The sequence below is a fragment of the Streptomyces sp. NPDC005898 genome (genome assembly GCF_040629635.1).
GTDB lineage: Bacteria > Actinomycetota > Actinomycetes > Streptomycetales > Streptomycetaceae > Streptomyces.
Genome location: NZ_JBEXWC010000001.1, coordinates 475,208 through 489,607 on the forward strand (window position 1 = coordinate 475,208; position 14,400 = coordinate 489,607).

Annotated in this window: 12 protein-coding genes; 8 read left to right on the forward strand and 4 right to left on the reverse strand. The window is 73.3% G+C overall.

The features are described 5' to 3' along the window. The first annotated feature begins 81 nt into the window (after nucleotides 1-81). Complete coding sequence (gene fdhD, locus ABZ385_RS01890) at nucleotides 82-930, forward strand: formate dehydrogenase accessory sulfurtransferase FdhD (protein ID WP_358587881.1); 849 nt, start codon at nucleotides 82-84, stop codon at nucleotides 928-930. A gap of 122 nt (nucleotides 931-1,052) precedes the next feature. Here the strand turns inward: fdhD and ABZ385_RS01895 are convergent, their stop codons facing one another. Then, complete coding sequence (locus ABZ385_RS01895; protein WP_358909120.1) at nucleotides 1,053-1,493, reverse strand: MarR family winged helix-turn-helix transcriptional regulator; 441 nt, start codon at nucleotides 1,491-1,493, stop codon at nucleotides 1,053-1,055. A gap of 107 nt (nucleotides 1,494-1,600) precedes the next feature. Here ABZ385_RS01895 and ABZ385_RS01900 point away from each other — a divergent pair, with 107 nt between their 5' ends. The 3 genes from ABZ385_RS01900 (at nucleotide 1,601) to ABZ385_RS01910 (ending at nucleotide 6,040) form a co-directional block, all read left to right on the forward strand. Continuing rightward, nucleotides 1,601-2,524 carry a zinc-binding dehydrogenase gene (locus ABZ385_RS01900; protein ID WP_358909122.1) on the forward strand — a complete coding sequence of 308 codons (924 nt, stop codon included), beginning with the start codon at nucleotides 1,601-1,603 and terminating at the stop codon, nucleotides 2,522-2,524. Between the two features lie 338 nt (nucleotides 2,525-2,862). Next, nucleotides 2,863-4,764, forward strand: a complete 1,902-nt coding sequence (locus ABZ385_RS01905) for an exo-alpha-sialidase (protein WP_358909124.1) — start codon at nucleotides 2,863-2,865, stop codon at nucleotides 4,762-4,764. A 10-nt stretch (nucleotides 4,765-4,774) separates the two neighbouring features. Further along, nucleotides 4,775-6,040, forward strand: a complete 1,266-nt coding sequence (locus ABZ385_RS01910) for a hypothetical protein (protein ID WP_358909126.1) — start codon at nucleotides 4,775-4,777, stop codon at nucleotides 6,038-6,040. On the opposite strand, the gene ABZ385_RS01915 is transcribed toward ABZ385_RS01910, so the two are convergent. Next, a complete protein-coding gene (locus ABZ385_RS01915) occupies nucleotides 5,976-7,073 on the reverse strand; it encodes a bile acid:sodium symporter family protein (protein WP_358909128.1) in 1,098 nt (365 codons plus the stop codon). The two genes, ABZ385_RS01910 and ABZ385_RS01915, sit on opposite strands and share 65 nt — an antisense overlap. Before the next feature lie 167 nt (nucleotides 7,074-7,240). Between ABZ385_RS01915 and ABZ385_RS01920 the strand changes: the two genes are divergently transcribed. Continuing rightward, nucleotides 7,241-8,146 (forward strand): LysR substrate-binding domain-containing protein, encoded by a 906-nt coding sequence (locus ABZ385_RS01920; RefSeq protein WP_358584415.1) that lies wholly within the window; start codon nucleotides 7,241-7,243, stop codon nucleotides 8,144-8,146. Here ABZ385_RS01920 and ABZ385_RS01925 read toward each other — a convergent pair. After that, entirely contained in the window at nucleotides 8,143-9,123 is a 981-nt protein-coding gene (locus tag ABZ385_RS01925) for an AsnC family transcriptional regulator (protein WP_358909130.1), read from the reverse strand. The genes ABZ385_RS01920 and ABZ385_RS01925 overlap by 4 nt on opposite strands. A gap of 121 nt (nucleotides 9,124-9,244) precedes the next feature. Between ABZ385_RS01925 and ABZ385_RS01930 the strand changes: the two genes are divergently transcribed. From ABZ385_RS01930 to ABZ385_RS01940, 3 genes are all read left to right on the forward strand, one after another. Next, complete coding sequence (locus ABZ385_RS01930) at nucleotides 9,245-10,756, forward strand: MFS transporter (protein ID WP_358909131.1); 1,512 nt, start codon at nucleotides 9,245-9,247, stop codon at nucleotides 10,754-10,756. Nucleotides 10,757-11,045: 289 nt separating this feature from the next. Then, nucleotides 11,046-12,869 (forward strand): AMP-dependent synthetase/ligase, encoded by a 1,824-nt coding sequence (locus ABZ385_RS01935; protein ID WP_358909133.1) that lies wholly within the window; start codon nucleotides 11,046-11,048, stop codon nucleotides 12,867-12,869. Between the two features lie 216 nt (nucleotides 12,870-13,085). After that, nucleotides 13,086-13,877, forward strand: a complete 792-nt coding sequence (locus ABZ385_RS01940) for an aldo/keto reductase (RefSeq protein ID WP_358699707.1) — start codon at nucleotides 13,086-13,088, stop codon at nucleotides 13,875-13,877. 103 nt (nucleotides 13,878-13,980) lie between these two features. Here the strand turns inward: ABZ385_RS01940 and ABZ385_RS01945 are convergent, their stop codons facing one another. Beyond that, nucleotides 13,981-14,343 (reverse strand): CU044_2847 family protein, encoded by a 363-nt coding sequence (locus ABZ385_RS01945; RefSeq protein ID WP_358699706.1) that lies wholly within the window; start codon nucleotides 14,341-14,343, stop codon nucleotides 13,981-13,983. Between the last annotated feature and the right edge of the window lie 57 nt (nucleotides 14,344-14,400).

A 14,400-nucleotide genomic window follows, 5' to 3' on the forward strand; every position in this document is an offset into this window, starting at 1 on the left:
GGCACGTCTCGCGTGCAGGACAATGGCAAGGTGACGGCCACCTCGGCCGCCAGCACGTACAGAACCGGGGCTGATCAGGACATGGGACGAGTCACGGAGCGACGCAAGGTCATCCGGATCCGGGACGGGCACGTCTCCGAGCGGCCCGACACCCTGGTCGCCGAGGAGCCCCTGGAGATCCGGCTGAACGGCGGGCCGCTCGCCATCACCATGCGCACGCCGGGCGACGACTTCGCGCTCGCGGCGGGTTTCCTGGTGAGCGAGGGGGTGCTCGGGGGCGCCAAGGACCTGCGGAACATCGTGTACTGCGCGGGCGCCACCGAGGACGGCTCGAACACGTACAACGTGGTGGACGTCCGCACGACGCCCGGCCTCCTCCTGCCCGACATCACCCTGGAGCGCAACGTCTACACGACCTCGTCCTGCGGCCTGTGCGGCAAGGCGAGCCTGGACGCCGTGCGCACCACCGCCCGGTGGCCGATCGCCGACGCTCCCCCGGTGCGCGTCGGCACCGAGCTGCTGGCGGGTCTGCCCGACCGGCTGCGCGAGTCCCAGCGGGTCTTCGACCGGACCGGGGGCCTGCACGCGGCGGCCCTGTTCGACGAGGAGGGGCGGCTGCTGGACATACGGGAGGACGTGGGGCGGCACAACGCCGTCGACAAGCTCGTGGGCCGGGCGCTCCAGGACGGGCGGCTCCCGCTGTCGCGCGCGATCCTGCTCGTCTCGGGCCGCGCCTCGTTCGAGCTCGCCCAGAAGGCGGTGATGGCGGGCATCCCGGTGCTCGCCGCCGTCTCCGCGCCGTCCTCCCTCGCGGTCGACCTGGCCGCCGAGACCGGTCTGACGCTGATCGGTTTCCTGCGCGGCTCCTCCATGAACGTGTACGCGGGCGAGCACCGCGTCGCCCTGCGGGCCCCGGCCGCCCAGGGCTGACCCGGCTCCGAACAGCGGCACGGCCCTGACCCGGCCCCGACCCGTCCGGCCGGCCGGGCGGACGGCGGGACGGGCGGACGGACGGACGGGCGGACGGACGGACGGCCAGCCAACCGGTCGCTTCAGGACACCCCGGAGATCCGGGTGAGCATCTCCAGGAACCGGGTACGCTCGGCGTCCGACAGCGGCGCGAGGAGTGTCCCGTTGGCCCGCTCGGCCGCTTCGGTGCAGCGCGCCACGAGACGCCGCCCCTTGGCCGTGATGGTGATCGCGTTCTTGCGGCGGTCCTTCGGGTCCGGGGCGCGGTCGACGAGTCCCTCCGCCTGGAGGTCGTTGAGGACGCCGACCATGTCCTTGGGGTCGAGCAGCACGCTTCGGCCCAGTTCGGCCTGGGCGACCGGGCCGAGGTCGGCGACGGCCGCGAGCACCACGTGGTGCCACATCTTCAGGCCCTCCTGGGCCAGCGCGTCGGCGACCAGGGCACGTCCACGGGCGGCGGCGCGGCCGAGCAGCCAGCTGGGGAGGGTACGGATCGCGCTGGGGGCGGGTGGCGTCGTGGGCATGGGAGGAGCCTAGCGAGAGAGGAACGAAATCATTGGACCTCCCTATGAAATTTCCTATACCGTTGGGACCTCCAATGATTTTCTGATCCACTCCGGAGGTGGTGCGGATGCGTCGCGTCCGTTACGAACGCAGCGGCGGTCCCGAGGTCCTGTTCGTGGGGGAGGCGCCCGTCCCCCCGCCGGGCCCCGGCGAACTGCTCGTCCGCGTGGAGGCGGCCGGTGTGACCCTGCCCGTCGTCCGCAAGGTCCGCGAGCCCCGCGAGCCGATCGCCCTCGGCGGCGAGATCGCCGGAGAGGTCGTCGCACTCGGCGAGGGCGTCACCGGCCACGCGGTGGGCGACCGTGTCACGGGGCTCGTCTTCGGGCACGGCTACGCCGACTACGCCCTGCTCCACACCGCGATGGCCTCCCCCGTGCCGGGCGGCGCGAGCGCGGTCGACGCCGTCGCGCTGGTGCGCCCCGGGCTCGTCGCCAGGGGCGCGCTGGAGGCCGCGCGCCCCGAGCCGGGTGAGGCCGCGCTCATCACGGCGGCGGCGAGCGGCGTCGGCCACCTGGCGGTGCAGCTCGCGCGGGCGAAGGGGGCCGGGCGGATCGTCGGCGCGGTCTCCGACGCCGGCAAGGCCGACTTCGTGCGCGGACTCGGCGCCGACGACGTCATCACGTACGACCGCAAGGACTGGGGCGAGCCCGTCGACTACGCCCTGGACGCGGTCGGCGGCGACCTGCTCGCGCCCGCCGTGGCGGCCCTCGCCCCGCACGGGCGCCTGGTGGCCTACAGCTCGGGCGGCGGCACCGTGGCGGCGTACGACCTGCTCGTCGGCGCGAAGTCCGTCATCGGCTTCCAGATGGCGCTCATCGCCCGCGGGAAGCCCGCGCTGTACGAGGCCTGGCGGCGGGAGCTGTGGCAGCTGTACGCGGCGGGTGAGCTGCGGCCCGCCGTGCACGCCCGGTACGCCCTGGAGGACGCGGCCCTCGCCCATGCGGCGATCGAGGAGCGGGCCAACCTCGGGAAGGTGGTCCTCGTCCCGTGACCGCCCGGCCCGTGCCCCCCGCACGTCGAAGGGGGAGCGGCACGCGGGGCTCCCCCGGCGCACGGTTCTTGTGAGGTGCGGTGGGCGCCAGTACCGTCTGTGGCGCGCACGTAGGACGTGGGATGTCAGGACGTCCCGTCGCCGTCGCCGCTCCGGAGTCACCGCGCCGCTCCACCGCCACCGCTCCACCGTCACCGCCGTCGCTCCATCGCCTTCACCGTCGCTCCCCCGCCACCGCCGTCGCTCCATCGCCTTCACCGCTGCTCCGCCGCCATCGCTCCATCACCACCGCCGTCGCTCCGTCGCCATCGCCGTCGCCAGGAAAGGCGGGCCGCACCATGTCGTCGAGGTCGTCGAGTTCGAGCCTCCGTGTACGCCTCAGATCCCTTGGGCCCACCGCCGCCGCCGTGCTGGCGCTCGCCGTCGGCGCCCTGCTGCCGGCGCCCCTCGCGCGGGCGGCGGCCGAACCCGAGCCGCCGTTCGAGCAGCAGGTGCTGTTCAAGGCCTCCCAGGATCCCGGATACACCTGCTTCCGCATCCCCGCAGTCGTGCGGACGACGAAAGGCACCCTCCTCGCCTTCGCCGAGGGCCGGGTCAACGACTGCAGTGACGCGGGAGACATAGACCTGGTCCTGAAGCGGTCCGACGACGGGGGCCGCACCTGGGGCCCGCTCCGCGTCATCAACGAGGGCGCCGGCGACACGCACGGCAACCCGGCGCCGGTCGTCGACCGCGAGAGCGGCCGCGTGCTGCTCGCGGAGACGTACAACACCGGCCGCACGGACGGCAAGAACTGCGAGGTGCCCTGCGACCGCACCCCCCACCTCCAGTACAGCGACGACGACGGCCACAGCTGGTCGGCGCCGCGCGACCTGAGCGAGGAGATCCTGCCGAGGGAGTGGAACTCCTGGTACGCGACCGGTCCCGTGCACGGGGTCCAGCTCTCCGGGGGCCGGCACGCCGGACGGCTCGTCCTGGCCGTCAACGCCGAGACGTGGGACGGCAGCCGGATAAGCGCCAACCACGCCGCACTGGTCGTCAGCGACGACGGCGGCGACCACTGGAAGGTCGGCGCCACCGACTCGTACCCGGTCGGCGCGGACGGCACGTTCCACCAGAAGCCGTCGGAGATGACGGTCACCGAACGGCCCGACGGGGCGGTGTACGTCAGCGGGCGCGAGCAGGACGGCACCGACCTCGGCCACCGCACGCACACCGTGAGCCGTGACGGCGGCGACACCTTCGCCGCCCCCTTCGAGGCGATCCCGGACCTGTACGCCCCCCAAGTGCAGTGCTCCACGCTCCAGTTCGGCCGCCGGATGCTGCTCGGCTGCCCCGGCGACCCCGACCGCCGCCGCACGATGCAGATCCGCTCCTCCTACGACGGCGGCCGCACCTGGGACAGCGTCGACCGGGGCACGACGGTGACCGCGGACTGGTCCGGCTACTCCGACCTGGTGCGGGCCGACGGCGCGCACGTCGGCCTGCTGTACGAGGGCGGCACCGTCGACGCGCGCGACGAGATCCGCTTCGCCCGCTTCACCGAGGAGTGGCTGCGGCCGCGCCGCGGCCCCGACCCGACGACCCGCGACCACGCGCCGGGCGCCCGTGCCGCGGCCGTGCTCGGCGGGGCGCGCGAGACCAAGGGCCGCTTCGGCGGCGCCCTCGCCCTCGACGGCACCGACGACGCCGTACGGCTGCCCTTCCGCCGCCGACTGGCCCTCGGCTCGGGGGACTTCACCGCCTCGATGTGGTTCCGCTACTCCGCGACCACCGGCGAGCAGCCGCTGCTGTGGATGGGCGGCATCGGCACCAACCAGCCGCAGGTGTGGCTGCGCGGCGAGCCGGCGAGCGACCGCGTCACGGGGCTGATCACCACGCGGGACGGCGCGGCGCCCCCGAGGTCCGCCGCCGTGCGCACCACGGGGGCGTACAACGACGACCGCTGGCACCACATCGCGTTGCGCCGCGGTGACGGACGTCTGACGCTGTTCCTCGACGGGACGCGGGTCACCGCCGCCGACGTACCGGGCTCGGCCAGCCGCAACTCGCCGTTCGGCGTACACATCGGGCAACGCCTGGACAGCCGCGCCCACTTCACCGGGGCGGTCGACGACGTGCGGGTGTACGACAGGGCCCTGAGCGACGCCGAGACGGACGCCTTGCGCACCACCTGCGACGCTGTGACACACGACACCGTCGCCCGGCTCCCCATGGACCGCGTGCGCGGCAGGAACTAACGTCCCGGGCGTGTCCGACCAAGAGCGTCACGGCGGGGCGAGCGGCAGGATCTGGCTGATCCTGCCGCTCGCCCTGGCCTGCGCGGCCGTCCTGCTCGTCGCCCTGCCCGGCCGCGACCGCGAGGGCGACGACACGCGGGCGGCCGCGTGCCGGCCGCGCACGGTGGCGTCCTGGTCCGCCGACGACCGATCCACCGGGGAGTTCGCCCGCTACGGCGACGACCCGGCCCGGGCCGACGACTGGACCGGCGGTGACGGCACCCACTCGGTGCGGCTGCCGGACGGGCGCGTGCTGTGGCTGTTCTCCGACACCTTCCTCGGCCAGGTCCACGCGCCGCCCAACCCGGCGGGCCAGCCCCACCCCTGGCGGGACGCCAACGCGCCCATGGTCCGCAACTCCGCCCTGGTCATGTCCCGCTCCGGCACCCTCCAGCGCACCCTGCCCGCCCCGCTCTTCGCCGACCCGGGGCCCCAGCAGTGGCGCTGGCCGGTGGCGGCCCGTGTCGAACCCCGCTCACCGGCCTCGCGGGAGCGGGTCGTACGCGTCCTGCTGTGGAGCCGGATGACGGGTCAGGGCCCCTGGATCTACGGCGTCCCCATGGCCACGGAGGTCGCCACGCTCTCCCTGCCGGACCTGCGCGTCGAGGGCATCGTGAAGGTGTCCGACCAGCAGCGGGTCGCGGACCCCGAGAAGCGGGTCCTGTACGGCACGACGACGGTCGAGGACGAGCGCTGGACGTACGTCTTCGGCGGCACGGACGCGCAGGCCGCCTCACGGCCCACCTCGCACGCGCACGTCGCGCGCGTCCCGCACGGCCGGCTCGCCGAGGCCGGCGCGTGGGAGTACTGGGACGGCGAGGGGTGGGGCCGCGAGAGCGCCTCGCGGGCGGTCCTCGGCAACGGCGGACACAAGGGGGTGGGCAGCGCGTTCACGGTGGTGCGGGACAAGGGGACGTACGTGCTGTTCACCATGGCCGCGGGCGCCGAGGGGCTGACCGACGTCACGTCGTACTGGGCCTGCTCCCCCACCGGCCCCTGGCACGGCCCGGCCAAGGCGTTCGAGGCGCCCCTGCCGAAGGACGGCGCTGCGCGCCAGGACACGGCCGCCTACAACCCGCAGGCCCATCCGGCGCTCGGCGGGGACGGGCGCGTCGTGCTGAGCTACGACGTGAACTGGCTGGACCCGGTGCCCGCGAGCGCGCAGGCGAACGTCAATCGGAACGTGTCGCTGTACCGGCCGCGCTTCGTGTCGCTGCGGCTGGCGGAGCCCCGCTGACGGGGTCCCGCCCGTCGAAGTCGGTCACGCCGTCGGTCGGGTCCGAGTCGGTCACGTCGGAGTCGGTCAGATCGCGCGAGCGGCGCTTGGCGATGACCGCGCAGACCATGAGCTGCATCTGGTGGAAGAGCATCAGCGGCAGGACGGCGAGGGAGGCGTGCGCCCCGAACAGCACGCTGGCCATGGGCAGGCCGGCGGCGAGGGACTTCTTCGACCCGGCGAACTGGATCGCGATCCGGTCGGCGCGCCCGAAGCCGAGCCGTTTCGCGCCGTACCAGGTCAGCGCCAGCATCACGGTGAGCAGTACGGCCTCGACACCGAGCAGCGCGAGCAGCCGCGGCCAGGTCACCTGGTGCCAGATGCCCCGGACCATGCCTTCGCTGAAGGCGGTGTAGACGACGAGCAGGATCGAGCCCCGGTCCACGCGTCCGAGGACCTTCTTGTGCCGGGTGAGGAAACCGCCGACCCAGCGCCGCAGCACCTGGCCGGCGACGAACGGCACGAGGAGCTGGACGACGATCTTGACGACGGAGTCCGCCGAGAAGCCGCCACCCGTGCCGCCGAGCAGCGCCGCCGCGAGCAGCGGGGTCAGCACGATGCCGGCGAGCGAGGAGAAGGAGCCGGCGCAGATCGCCGCCGGGACGTTGCCCCGGGCCATGGAGGTGAAGGCGATGGACGACTGGATCGTCGACGGCACCAGGGTGAGGAAGAGGAAGCCGCTGTAGAGGGCGGGCGTCAGGACGTGGGGCACGAGCCCCTTCGCGGCGAGCCCGAGCAGCGGGAAGACGAGGAACGTACAGGCGAGGACGGTGAGGTGCAGCCGCCAGTGCCGCAGTCCGTCGAGCGCCTCCCGGGTGGACAGCCGGGCCCCGTAGAGGAAGAAGAGGAACGACACGGCGGCGGTGGAGGCCCCGGAGGCGACCTCGGCGGACGTGCCCCGCGCGGGGAGGAGGGCCGCGATGCCCACGGTCGCGAGCAACGCCACGATGTAGGGGTCGACCGGCATCCAGGACGGCCACTTCAGGCGTTTCACGGCGCTCCATGCTCTCGGTGCGGGGGTGTGGTTCCGGACGGTCCCGGCGCCGGGATGGCCGGAACGTCTCGTCCCCCCATGCTCCTCCCGAGTCGTGCGATCGGGAAACCTGTACACCGCTCTGACTGCCATCACGGAACACGATGGGCGTGGCTAGGCTGGTGCGGGTGTACGACCCTTCGCAGCTGCGCACCTTCCTCGCGGTCGCCCAGACGCTGAACTTCACGCAGGCCGCCCGGCGCCTCGGCCTGCGCCAGTCCACGGTGAGCCAGCACGTGCGGCGCCTGGAGGAGGCCACCGGCCGGCAGCTGTTCACCCGCGACACGCACAGCGTCGAGCTGACCGAGGACGGCGAGGCGATGCTCGGCTTCGCCCGCCGCATCCTCGTGGTGCACGAGCAGGCGGCGGCGTTCTTCACGCGGACGCGGCTTCGCGGGCGGCTGCGGTTCGGGGCGTCGGAGGACTTCGTCCTGACCCGGCTCACCGACATCCTGGAGGCCTTCCGGCACGACCACCCGGACGTCGACCTGGAGCTGACCGTCGAACTGTCCGGCACGCTCCACGAGCAGCTGGACGCGGGCAGGCTCGACCTGGTGCTCGCCAAGCGGCGCCCGGAGGATCCGCGCGGCGAGCTGGTGCGCCACGACGAGCTGGTGTGGATCGGCGCGGAGCGGCTGCGGCTGGATCCGGAGCGTCCGGTACCGCTGATCGTCTATCCGCCGCCGGGCATCACCCGCGCCCTCGCCCTGGAGGCGCTGGAGCGGCGTGGCCGGGCCTGGCGGGTGGCGTGCACCAGCGGCAGCCTCAACGGCCTGGTGGCGGCGGCCCGCGCGGGGCTCGGGGTGATGGCGCACTCGCGCGGTCTGATCCCGCCGGGCCTGGTCCGCGTCCCGGACCGGGCGGGCCTGCCCGAGCTGGGCCGGGTCGACTTCGTCCTGCTGCACGGCGAGCGCCGCGCCGCCGACCAGGGCGCCGCGGACGCGCTGGCGGCGGCGATCCTCGCGAGCGGCGACCGGCTGCGGCACGGGGCCGGCCCGCCGGGCGGACGACCGGAAAGGGACGGCACGCTCTAGCGCAGGGGCCGCGGGTAGGTGAGTTCCTTGAAGCGGCGCAGGAGGGGGGCCGTCTCGATGTGGCGCACGCCGTCCAGCGGGCCGAGCCTGCCGCTCACATAGCGGTACAGCTCCGCGGTGTCGCGGGTCAGGACGCTCGCCATCAGGTTGGCGGAGCCGGAGGTCGCCGAGACATGGGCGACCTCGGGGTGTGCGGCCATCGCCCGGCCCACCGCGTCGAGGGCGCCGGGCGCGACGGTGACCCACAGGATCGCGGCGGTGGCGAAACCGAAGCACGCGGTGTCGTACTCGGTGTCCAGGTAAAGCGCCCCGGAGCCGAACAGCGCGGCGACGCGGCGCTTGACGGAGGACTCGGACAGGCCCGTGCGCCGCTGGAGTTCGGGGTAGGTGGCGCGTCCGTCGGCCTTCAGGGCGGCGACCAGGGGCTCGTCGTCGGGGGCGATGCGCACGGGACCCGGGGGCGCGGCGGCCGTGGCCGGGCGCAGGGCGGCGGCCTGTGCGTCGGTCAGCGGGCGGTGCTTGCCGATCCAGCCGGTGCGTCCGCCGTAGAAGCGGTGCATGAGCTGGTGGGCGGTGATCTCGATGAGCTTCCGGGTGCGCAGGAGCTTGCCGAAGAGCAGGTCGTCGTAGTCGCCGGGGGTGTGGGGCAGCGACATGCAGACGACTTCGGTGCCCGCCGACGTCAGGTGGACCCAGGCCGTGTCGGGGCGGCGGGCCAGGGCGGCCGCGATGGCCTCGGCCCCGTCCGGTGTGCAGCGCAGCCGCAGCATCCACTGGTCCCTGCCGAGCAGCGCGCTGTCCCGGACGCCGATGACGCGCAGGCCCGCGTCGGCGCGCAGTCGGCGGAAGCGGCGCGCGACGGTCTGGTCGGAGACGCCGAGCACGCCCGCGATGCGGCTGAAGGACGCCCTGCCGTCGATCTCCAGGGCGTGCACCACCTGGCGGTCCAGGGCGTCGAAGACATCGGATTCCACCACTGAGCCCTCCTCTGTGTCGGATCCATGCGCGCAGAGGCCTCCAGGCACCGGGACCGGTCGCCGCCGCCTCATCGTACGGATACGCACACGTGCTCGTACGACAAGTCGGAGGAAGAGGGAAATGCGCAGATGGGGGCCGCTCACGGCGGTGTCTCTCGGGACCTTCATGCTTTTGCTGGACGTGACCATCGTGGTGGTGGCGCTGCCCGACATGGCGCGGGCGCTGGACGCCTCGCTCAGTGACCTCCAATGGGTCATCGACGGCTACGCCCTCGCCCTCGCCGCGCTGCTGCTCGGGATCGGCGCCGCCGCCGACGTGCTGGGGCGGCGGCGGCTCAACGTGGCGGGGACCGCGCTGTTCGCCCTGGCCTCACTGGGGTGCGGCCTGGCGTCGGACGCCGAGCTGCTGGTGGCGGCCCGGGCGCTGCAAGGAGTGGGCGCCGCCGCCATGTTCGCGACGACCCTGCCGCTGCTCGGCGCCGCCTACCAGGGGCGCGAGCGGTCGGTCGCCCTCGGCGTGTGGGGCGCGGTGAGCGGGGCGTCGGCCGCGCTCGGCCCGATCGTCGGCGGGGTGCTCGCGGAGGGGCCGGGCTGGCGCTGGATCTTCTTCGTGAACCTGCCGGTGAGCGTGGTGTCGATCTGGCTGACGCTGCGTGTGGTGCCCGAGTCCCGGGCCGCCGCCGGGCGGCGGGTCGACTGGGCGGGGACGGTCGCGTTCGCGGGCTTCGCGGGGGCGGGGACGTACGGCGTGCTGCGCGGCGGCGCCGAGGGCTGGACGTCGGCGCCCACCGCCGCGGCCTTCGCGCTCTCCGCGCTCGCGCTGCTCTGCTTCGTGCTGGTGGAGCGGCGGGTCGCCCATCCGCTGCTCGATCTGCGGCTGCTGCGCAAGCCCGCGTTCACCGGGGTGCTGATCGGCGCGCTCGGCTACAACGCGGCGGCGTTCGGGGTCATCCCCTATTTCTCGCTGTGGCTCCAGACCGTGCTCGGCCTGAGCCCGGTGCGCGGCGGACTCGTGCTGCTGCCGCTGGCGGCCACGTCGTTCGTGGTCGCGCTGATCAGCGGGCGCCTGCTGCACGGTGTGGCGCCGCGCCTGGTCATCGGCGTCGGTCTGCTCCTTGTCGGCGCGGGCGGCCTGTGCACGGCGATACTCGACGCCTCCTCGTCCTGGACGGCGCTCGCCCCCGGGCTGACCCTCGCGGGGCTCGGTACGGGGCTGGTGGCGCCGGGGCTCGCCGGGGCGGCGCTGGCCGCGGTGCCGCCCGCGAACGCCGGGATGGCGGGCGGCGCGGTCAACACCTTCCGCCAGCTCGGCTACGCGGTCGGGGTCGCCCTGTTCGGCACGGTGCTGACCTCGCGCATGGCGGACTCGCTCGGGCATGACGCGGCACACGCCGTCGCGGGCGGCGGCGCGCGGGACCCGCACGGCACCCTCTCCGAGCACGCGGTGCGGGCGGCCTTCGCGGACGGGCTGAACGGGGCGTCCCTCGCGGCGGGCGTCACGGGGCTCGCCGCCGGGGTGCTGGTGCTCGTCCTGGTGCGGACGCCGGGGCGGCGGCCGGGGGCGGCGGACGCGGTTGCCTCGGGCGCGTCCCGCGACGAGCGGGAGCCCGCCGCCGCCCGGCAGCGGGCGTAGGCACGGCGGCGGGCGGCGGGCGGCACCCTGCGCGCGCGGAGTGCCGTCCGCGCGGGGATCCGAGCCGGGGGGTGCCGCGCCTCTGCACGCCACGTACAGATTCGGTGGAGATTACGGTACCGAAACTTACTCAAGCGTAAGTAATCTGTCCCGCCGTTCCCCTTGTGGCCGCATTTCCACCTGCTGACCTGTGCTGATGGTCCGTACCGCCCGCCCATCGGCCCCCTCCCGCGACGCCGTGGCGTGAGGTACGGTCACGGCGCTGTGCGGAGCGCCACGAGGAGCATCATTGCGCGAGTTCACGAACCCTCCGACGGCGTCGGCGCCGCCGGCGGGCGGTCTTGCCGACGCTGTCTTCGACCATGCCCGTGCGGATCCGACGCGCGTCGCCCTGGGCCGCAAGTCGGACGGACGGTGGCACGACGTCACCTCGGGAGAGTTCCGTGACGAGGTGCTGGCCCTGGCGAAGGGCCTGATCGCGCAGGGCGTACGGTTCGGCGACCGCGTCGCCATCATGTGCCGCACCCGCTACGAGTGGACGCTGTTCGACTTCGCGCTGTGGACCATCGGCGCCCAGGTCGTGCCCGTCTATCCGACCTCCTCGGCCGAACAGGTCCACTGGATGCTGCACGACGCGGGGGTCAGCGCCGCGATGGTCGAGCACGAGGACCACGCGATGACGATCGGCTCGGTCGTCGACCGGCTGCCGCAGCTGCGCCGCCTGTGGCAGCTGGACGCCGACGCCGTGGCCGAACTGAACGGCGCGGGCCTGGACATCGACGACGAGGTGGTGCACCGCCACCGCCGGGCGGTCACCCCGGACTCGGTCGCCACGATCATCTACACGTCCGGCACCACCGGCCGCCCCAAGGGCTGTCTGATCTCGCACGCGAACCTGATGTTCGAGGCGGATGTGATGGTCGCGCGCTGGGAGCCGGTCTTCCGCGCCAAGCGCGGCGAAGAGGCCACGACGCTGCTGTTCCTGCCGCTCGCGCACGTGTTCGGCCGGATGGTGCAGGTCGCCGCCGTGCGGGGGCGGGTCAAGATGGGGCACCAGCCGAACCTCAGCGCGGCGGCGCTGCTGCCGGACCTGGCCGCGTTCCGGCCCTCGTTCATCCTGGCCGTGCCCTACATCTTCGAAAAGGTGTTCAACGCGGCGCGGCGCAAGGCGGAGAAGGAGGGCAGGGCGGGTCCGTTCGACAAGGCCGTCGAGTGCGCGGTGCGCTACGCGGACGCGATGGAGGCGAAGGCCTTCGGCTCGGGCCCCGGCCCGTCGGCCGCCCTGCGCGTGCAGCACCAGCTGTTCGACAAGCTCGTCTACGCCAAGGTGCGCGAGGCGATGGGCGGCCGGGTGCGGCACGCGATGTCGGGCGGCTCGGGCATGGACCGGCGGCTCGGCCTGTTCTTCGCGGGCGCCGGCGTGGCGATCTACGAGGGGTACGGGCTGACCGAGTCGACGGCCGCCGCGGCCGCCAACCCGCCCGAGCGCACCCGCTACGGCACGGTGGGTCAGCCCATCCCCGGGACGACAGTGCACATCGCGGAGGACGGGGAGATCTGGCTGCGCGGCGACAACGTCTTCCAGGGCTATCTGAACGCCCCGCAGGCCACGGAGGCGACCCTGCGCGACGGCTGGCTCGCCACCGGCGACCTGGGCTCGCTCGACGAGGACGGCTACCTGACGATCACCGGGCGCAAGAAGGAGATCCTGGTGACGTCCGGCGGAAAGAGCGTCTCGCCGGTCCAGCTGGAGGAGCGGGTGCGCGACCATCCGCTGGTCGCGCAGTGCATCGTCGTCGGCAACGACCGCCCCTACATCGCCGCCCTCGTCACCCTGGACAGGGAAGCCGTCGAGCACTGGCTGACGATGCGGCGCAAGCCGCTCCTTCCCGCCGGCGAGCTGGTGCGGGACCCGGATCTGGAGACGGAGGTGCGGCGGGCCGTCGTCGCCGCCAACACGCTCGTCTCGCAGGCGGAGTCGATCCGTACGTTCCGGATACTGGCGCATCAGTTCAGCGAGGAGCACGGGCTGCTCACGCCTTCGCTGAAGCTGAAGCGGAAGGCCATCGAGGACCTCTACGCGGCCGAGGTCGACGCCCTGTACCACGTCTGACCAGGCACTTCCCTCGCCGGCCCCGCGCATCGGTGGCGTGATCGTGGGCACACGATGGCATGTGGTCTCACGTCCGGGGCGTGCGGGACCGCATGCTTCCGTCTCAGGAATGCGGCGTCGCCCCTCATCGTTGACCATGGGAGAACCACCCGACGACTGAAGGATCGAGAGCTCGTGAGCAAGGTCCCCCCGATCATCCTGAACAACGGCGTCGAGATGCCGCAGCTCGGTTTCGGCGTGTGGCAGGTGCCGGACGACGAGGCCGAGGCGGCCGTCACGACGGCACTGGAGGCCGGGTACCGCAGTATCGACACCGCGGCGATCTACGGCAACGAAGAGGGCACGGGCAAGGCCATCGCCGCCTCCGGTGTGCCCCGTGAGGAGCTGTTCGTCACGACGAAGCTCTGGAACAGCGACCAGGGTCACGACGCGACCCTGCGTGCCTTCGACACCTCGCTCGAGAAGCTGGGGCTCGACCACGTGGACCTGTACCTCATCCACTGGCCGATGCCGTCCAAGGACACCTACGTCGACACGTACAAGGCCTTCGAGAAGATCCAGGCCGACGGCCGCGCCAAGTCCATCGGCGTGTCGAACTTCCTGCCGGAGCACCTGGAGCGGCTGATCTCCGAGACGTCGGTCGTCCCCGCCGTCAACCAGATCGAGCTGCACCCGCACCTCCAGCAGCGCGCCTCGCGCGAGTTCCACGCCGAGCAGGGCATCGCCACGGAGGCGTGGTCGCCGCTCGGCCAGGGCAAGGGGCTCCTGGACGTCCCGGCGATCGTCGCCATCGCGCGCAAGCACGGGCGCACGCCCGCGCAGATCGTGCTGCGCTGGCACATCCAGCTGGGCAACGTGGTGATCCCCAAGTCCGTGACCCCGTCGCGGATCAAGGAGAACATCGACGTCTTCGACTTCGAGCTGGACCCCGAGGACATGGCGGCGATCTCGGCCCTGAACGAGGACCGCCGTCTCGGCCCGGACCCGGCGACGTTCGACACGGTGTAAGCGGTGTAAGCAGTGCAAGACGGGCGGGCGGCCCCGGACAGGCAAGGGTCCGGGCCCGCCCGTTCACATACCCGGGCCCGCCCGGGCCCACCCACTCCCGCTCCTACCCCGCGTCCTGATCCGTCCGCCCGCCGCCCTGCGGCTCAGTGCGGCGCGACCAGGTCAGCCGTACGGTCAGGTGGCCCTCGGTCGCCGTCCTGGCGATGACCGCGCCGGCCGCCACCGTGAGTTTGACGCCGAATTCGAGCTCGATCGTGTCCGGGTCCAGGGCCCGCTCCCGGAAGGTCCGCAGCGCCGACAGCGCGGCGCCCCGCACCTGCCCGAGCGCCGACTCGAAGCGCCCCTCGACCTCGTGGACCTCACCGGCCTCGCCCCGCCGCGACACGGACCGCAAGCCCGGGTCCGTGGACTCCACTTCGACCACGACGGGCCCCTGCTCGGACTCCCAGCGCACCAACTCACCCACGTGCCGCTCCCCCTCCACGGTTCGGGCCTCGCCCGGCGTTGCCCCCCGCTCTCGAAG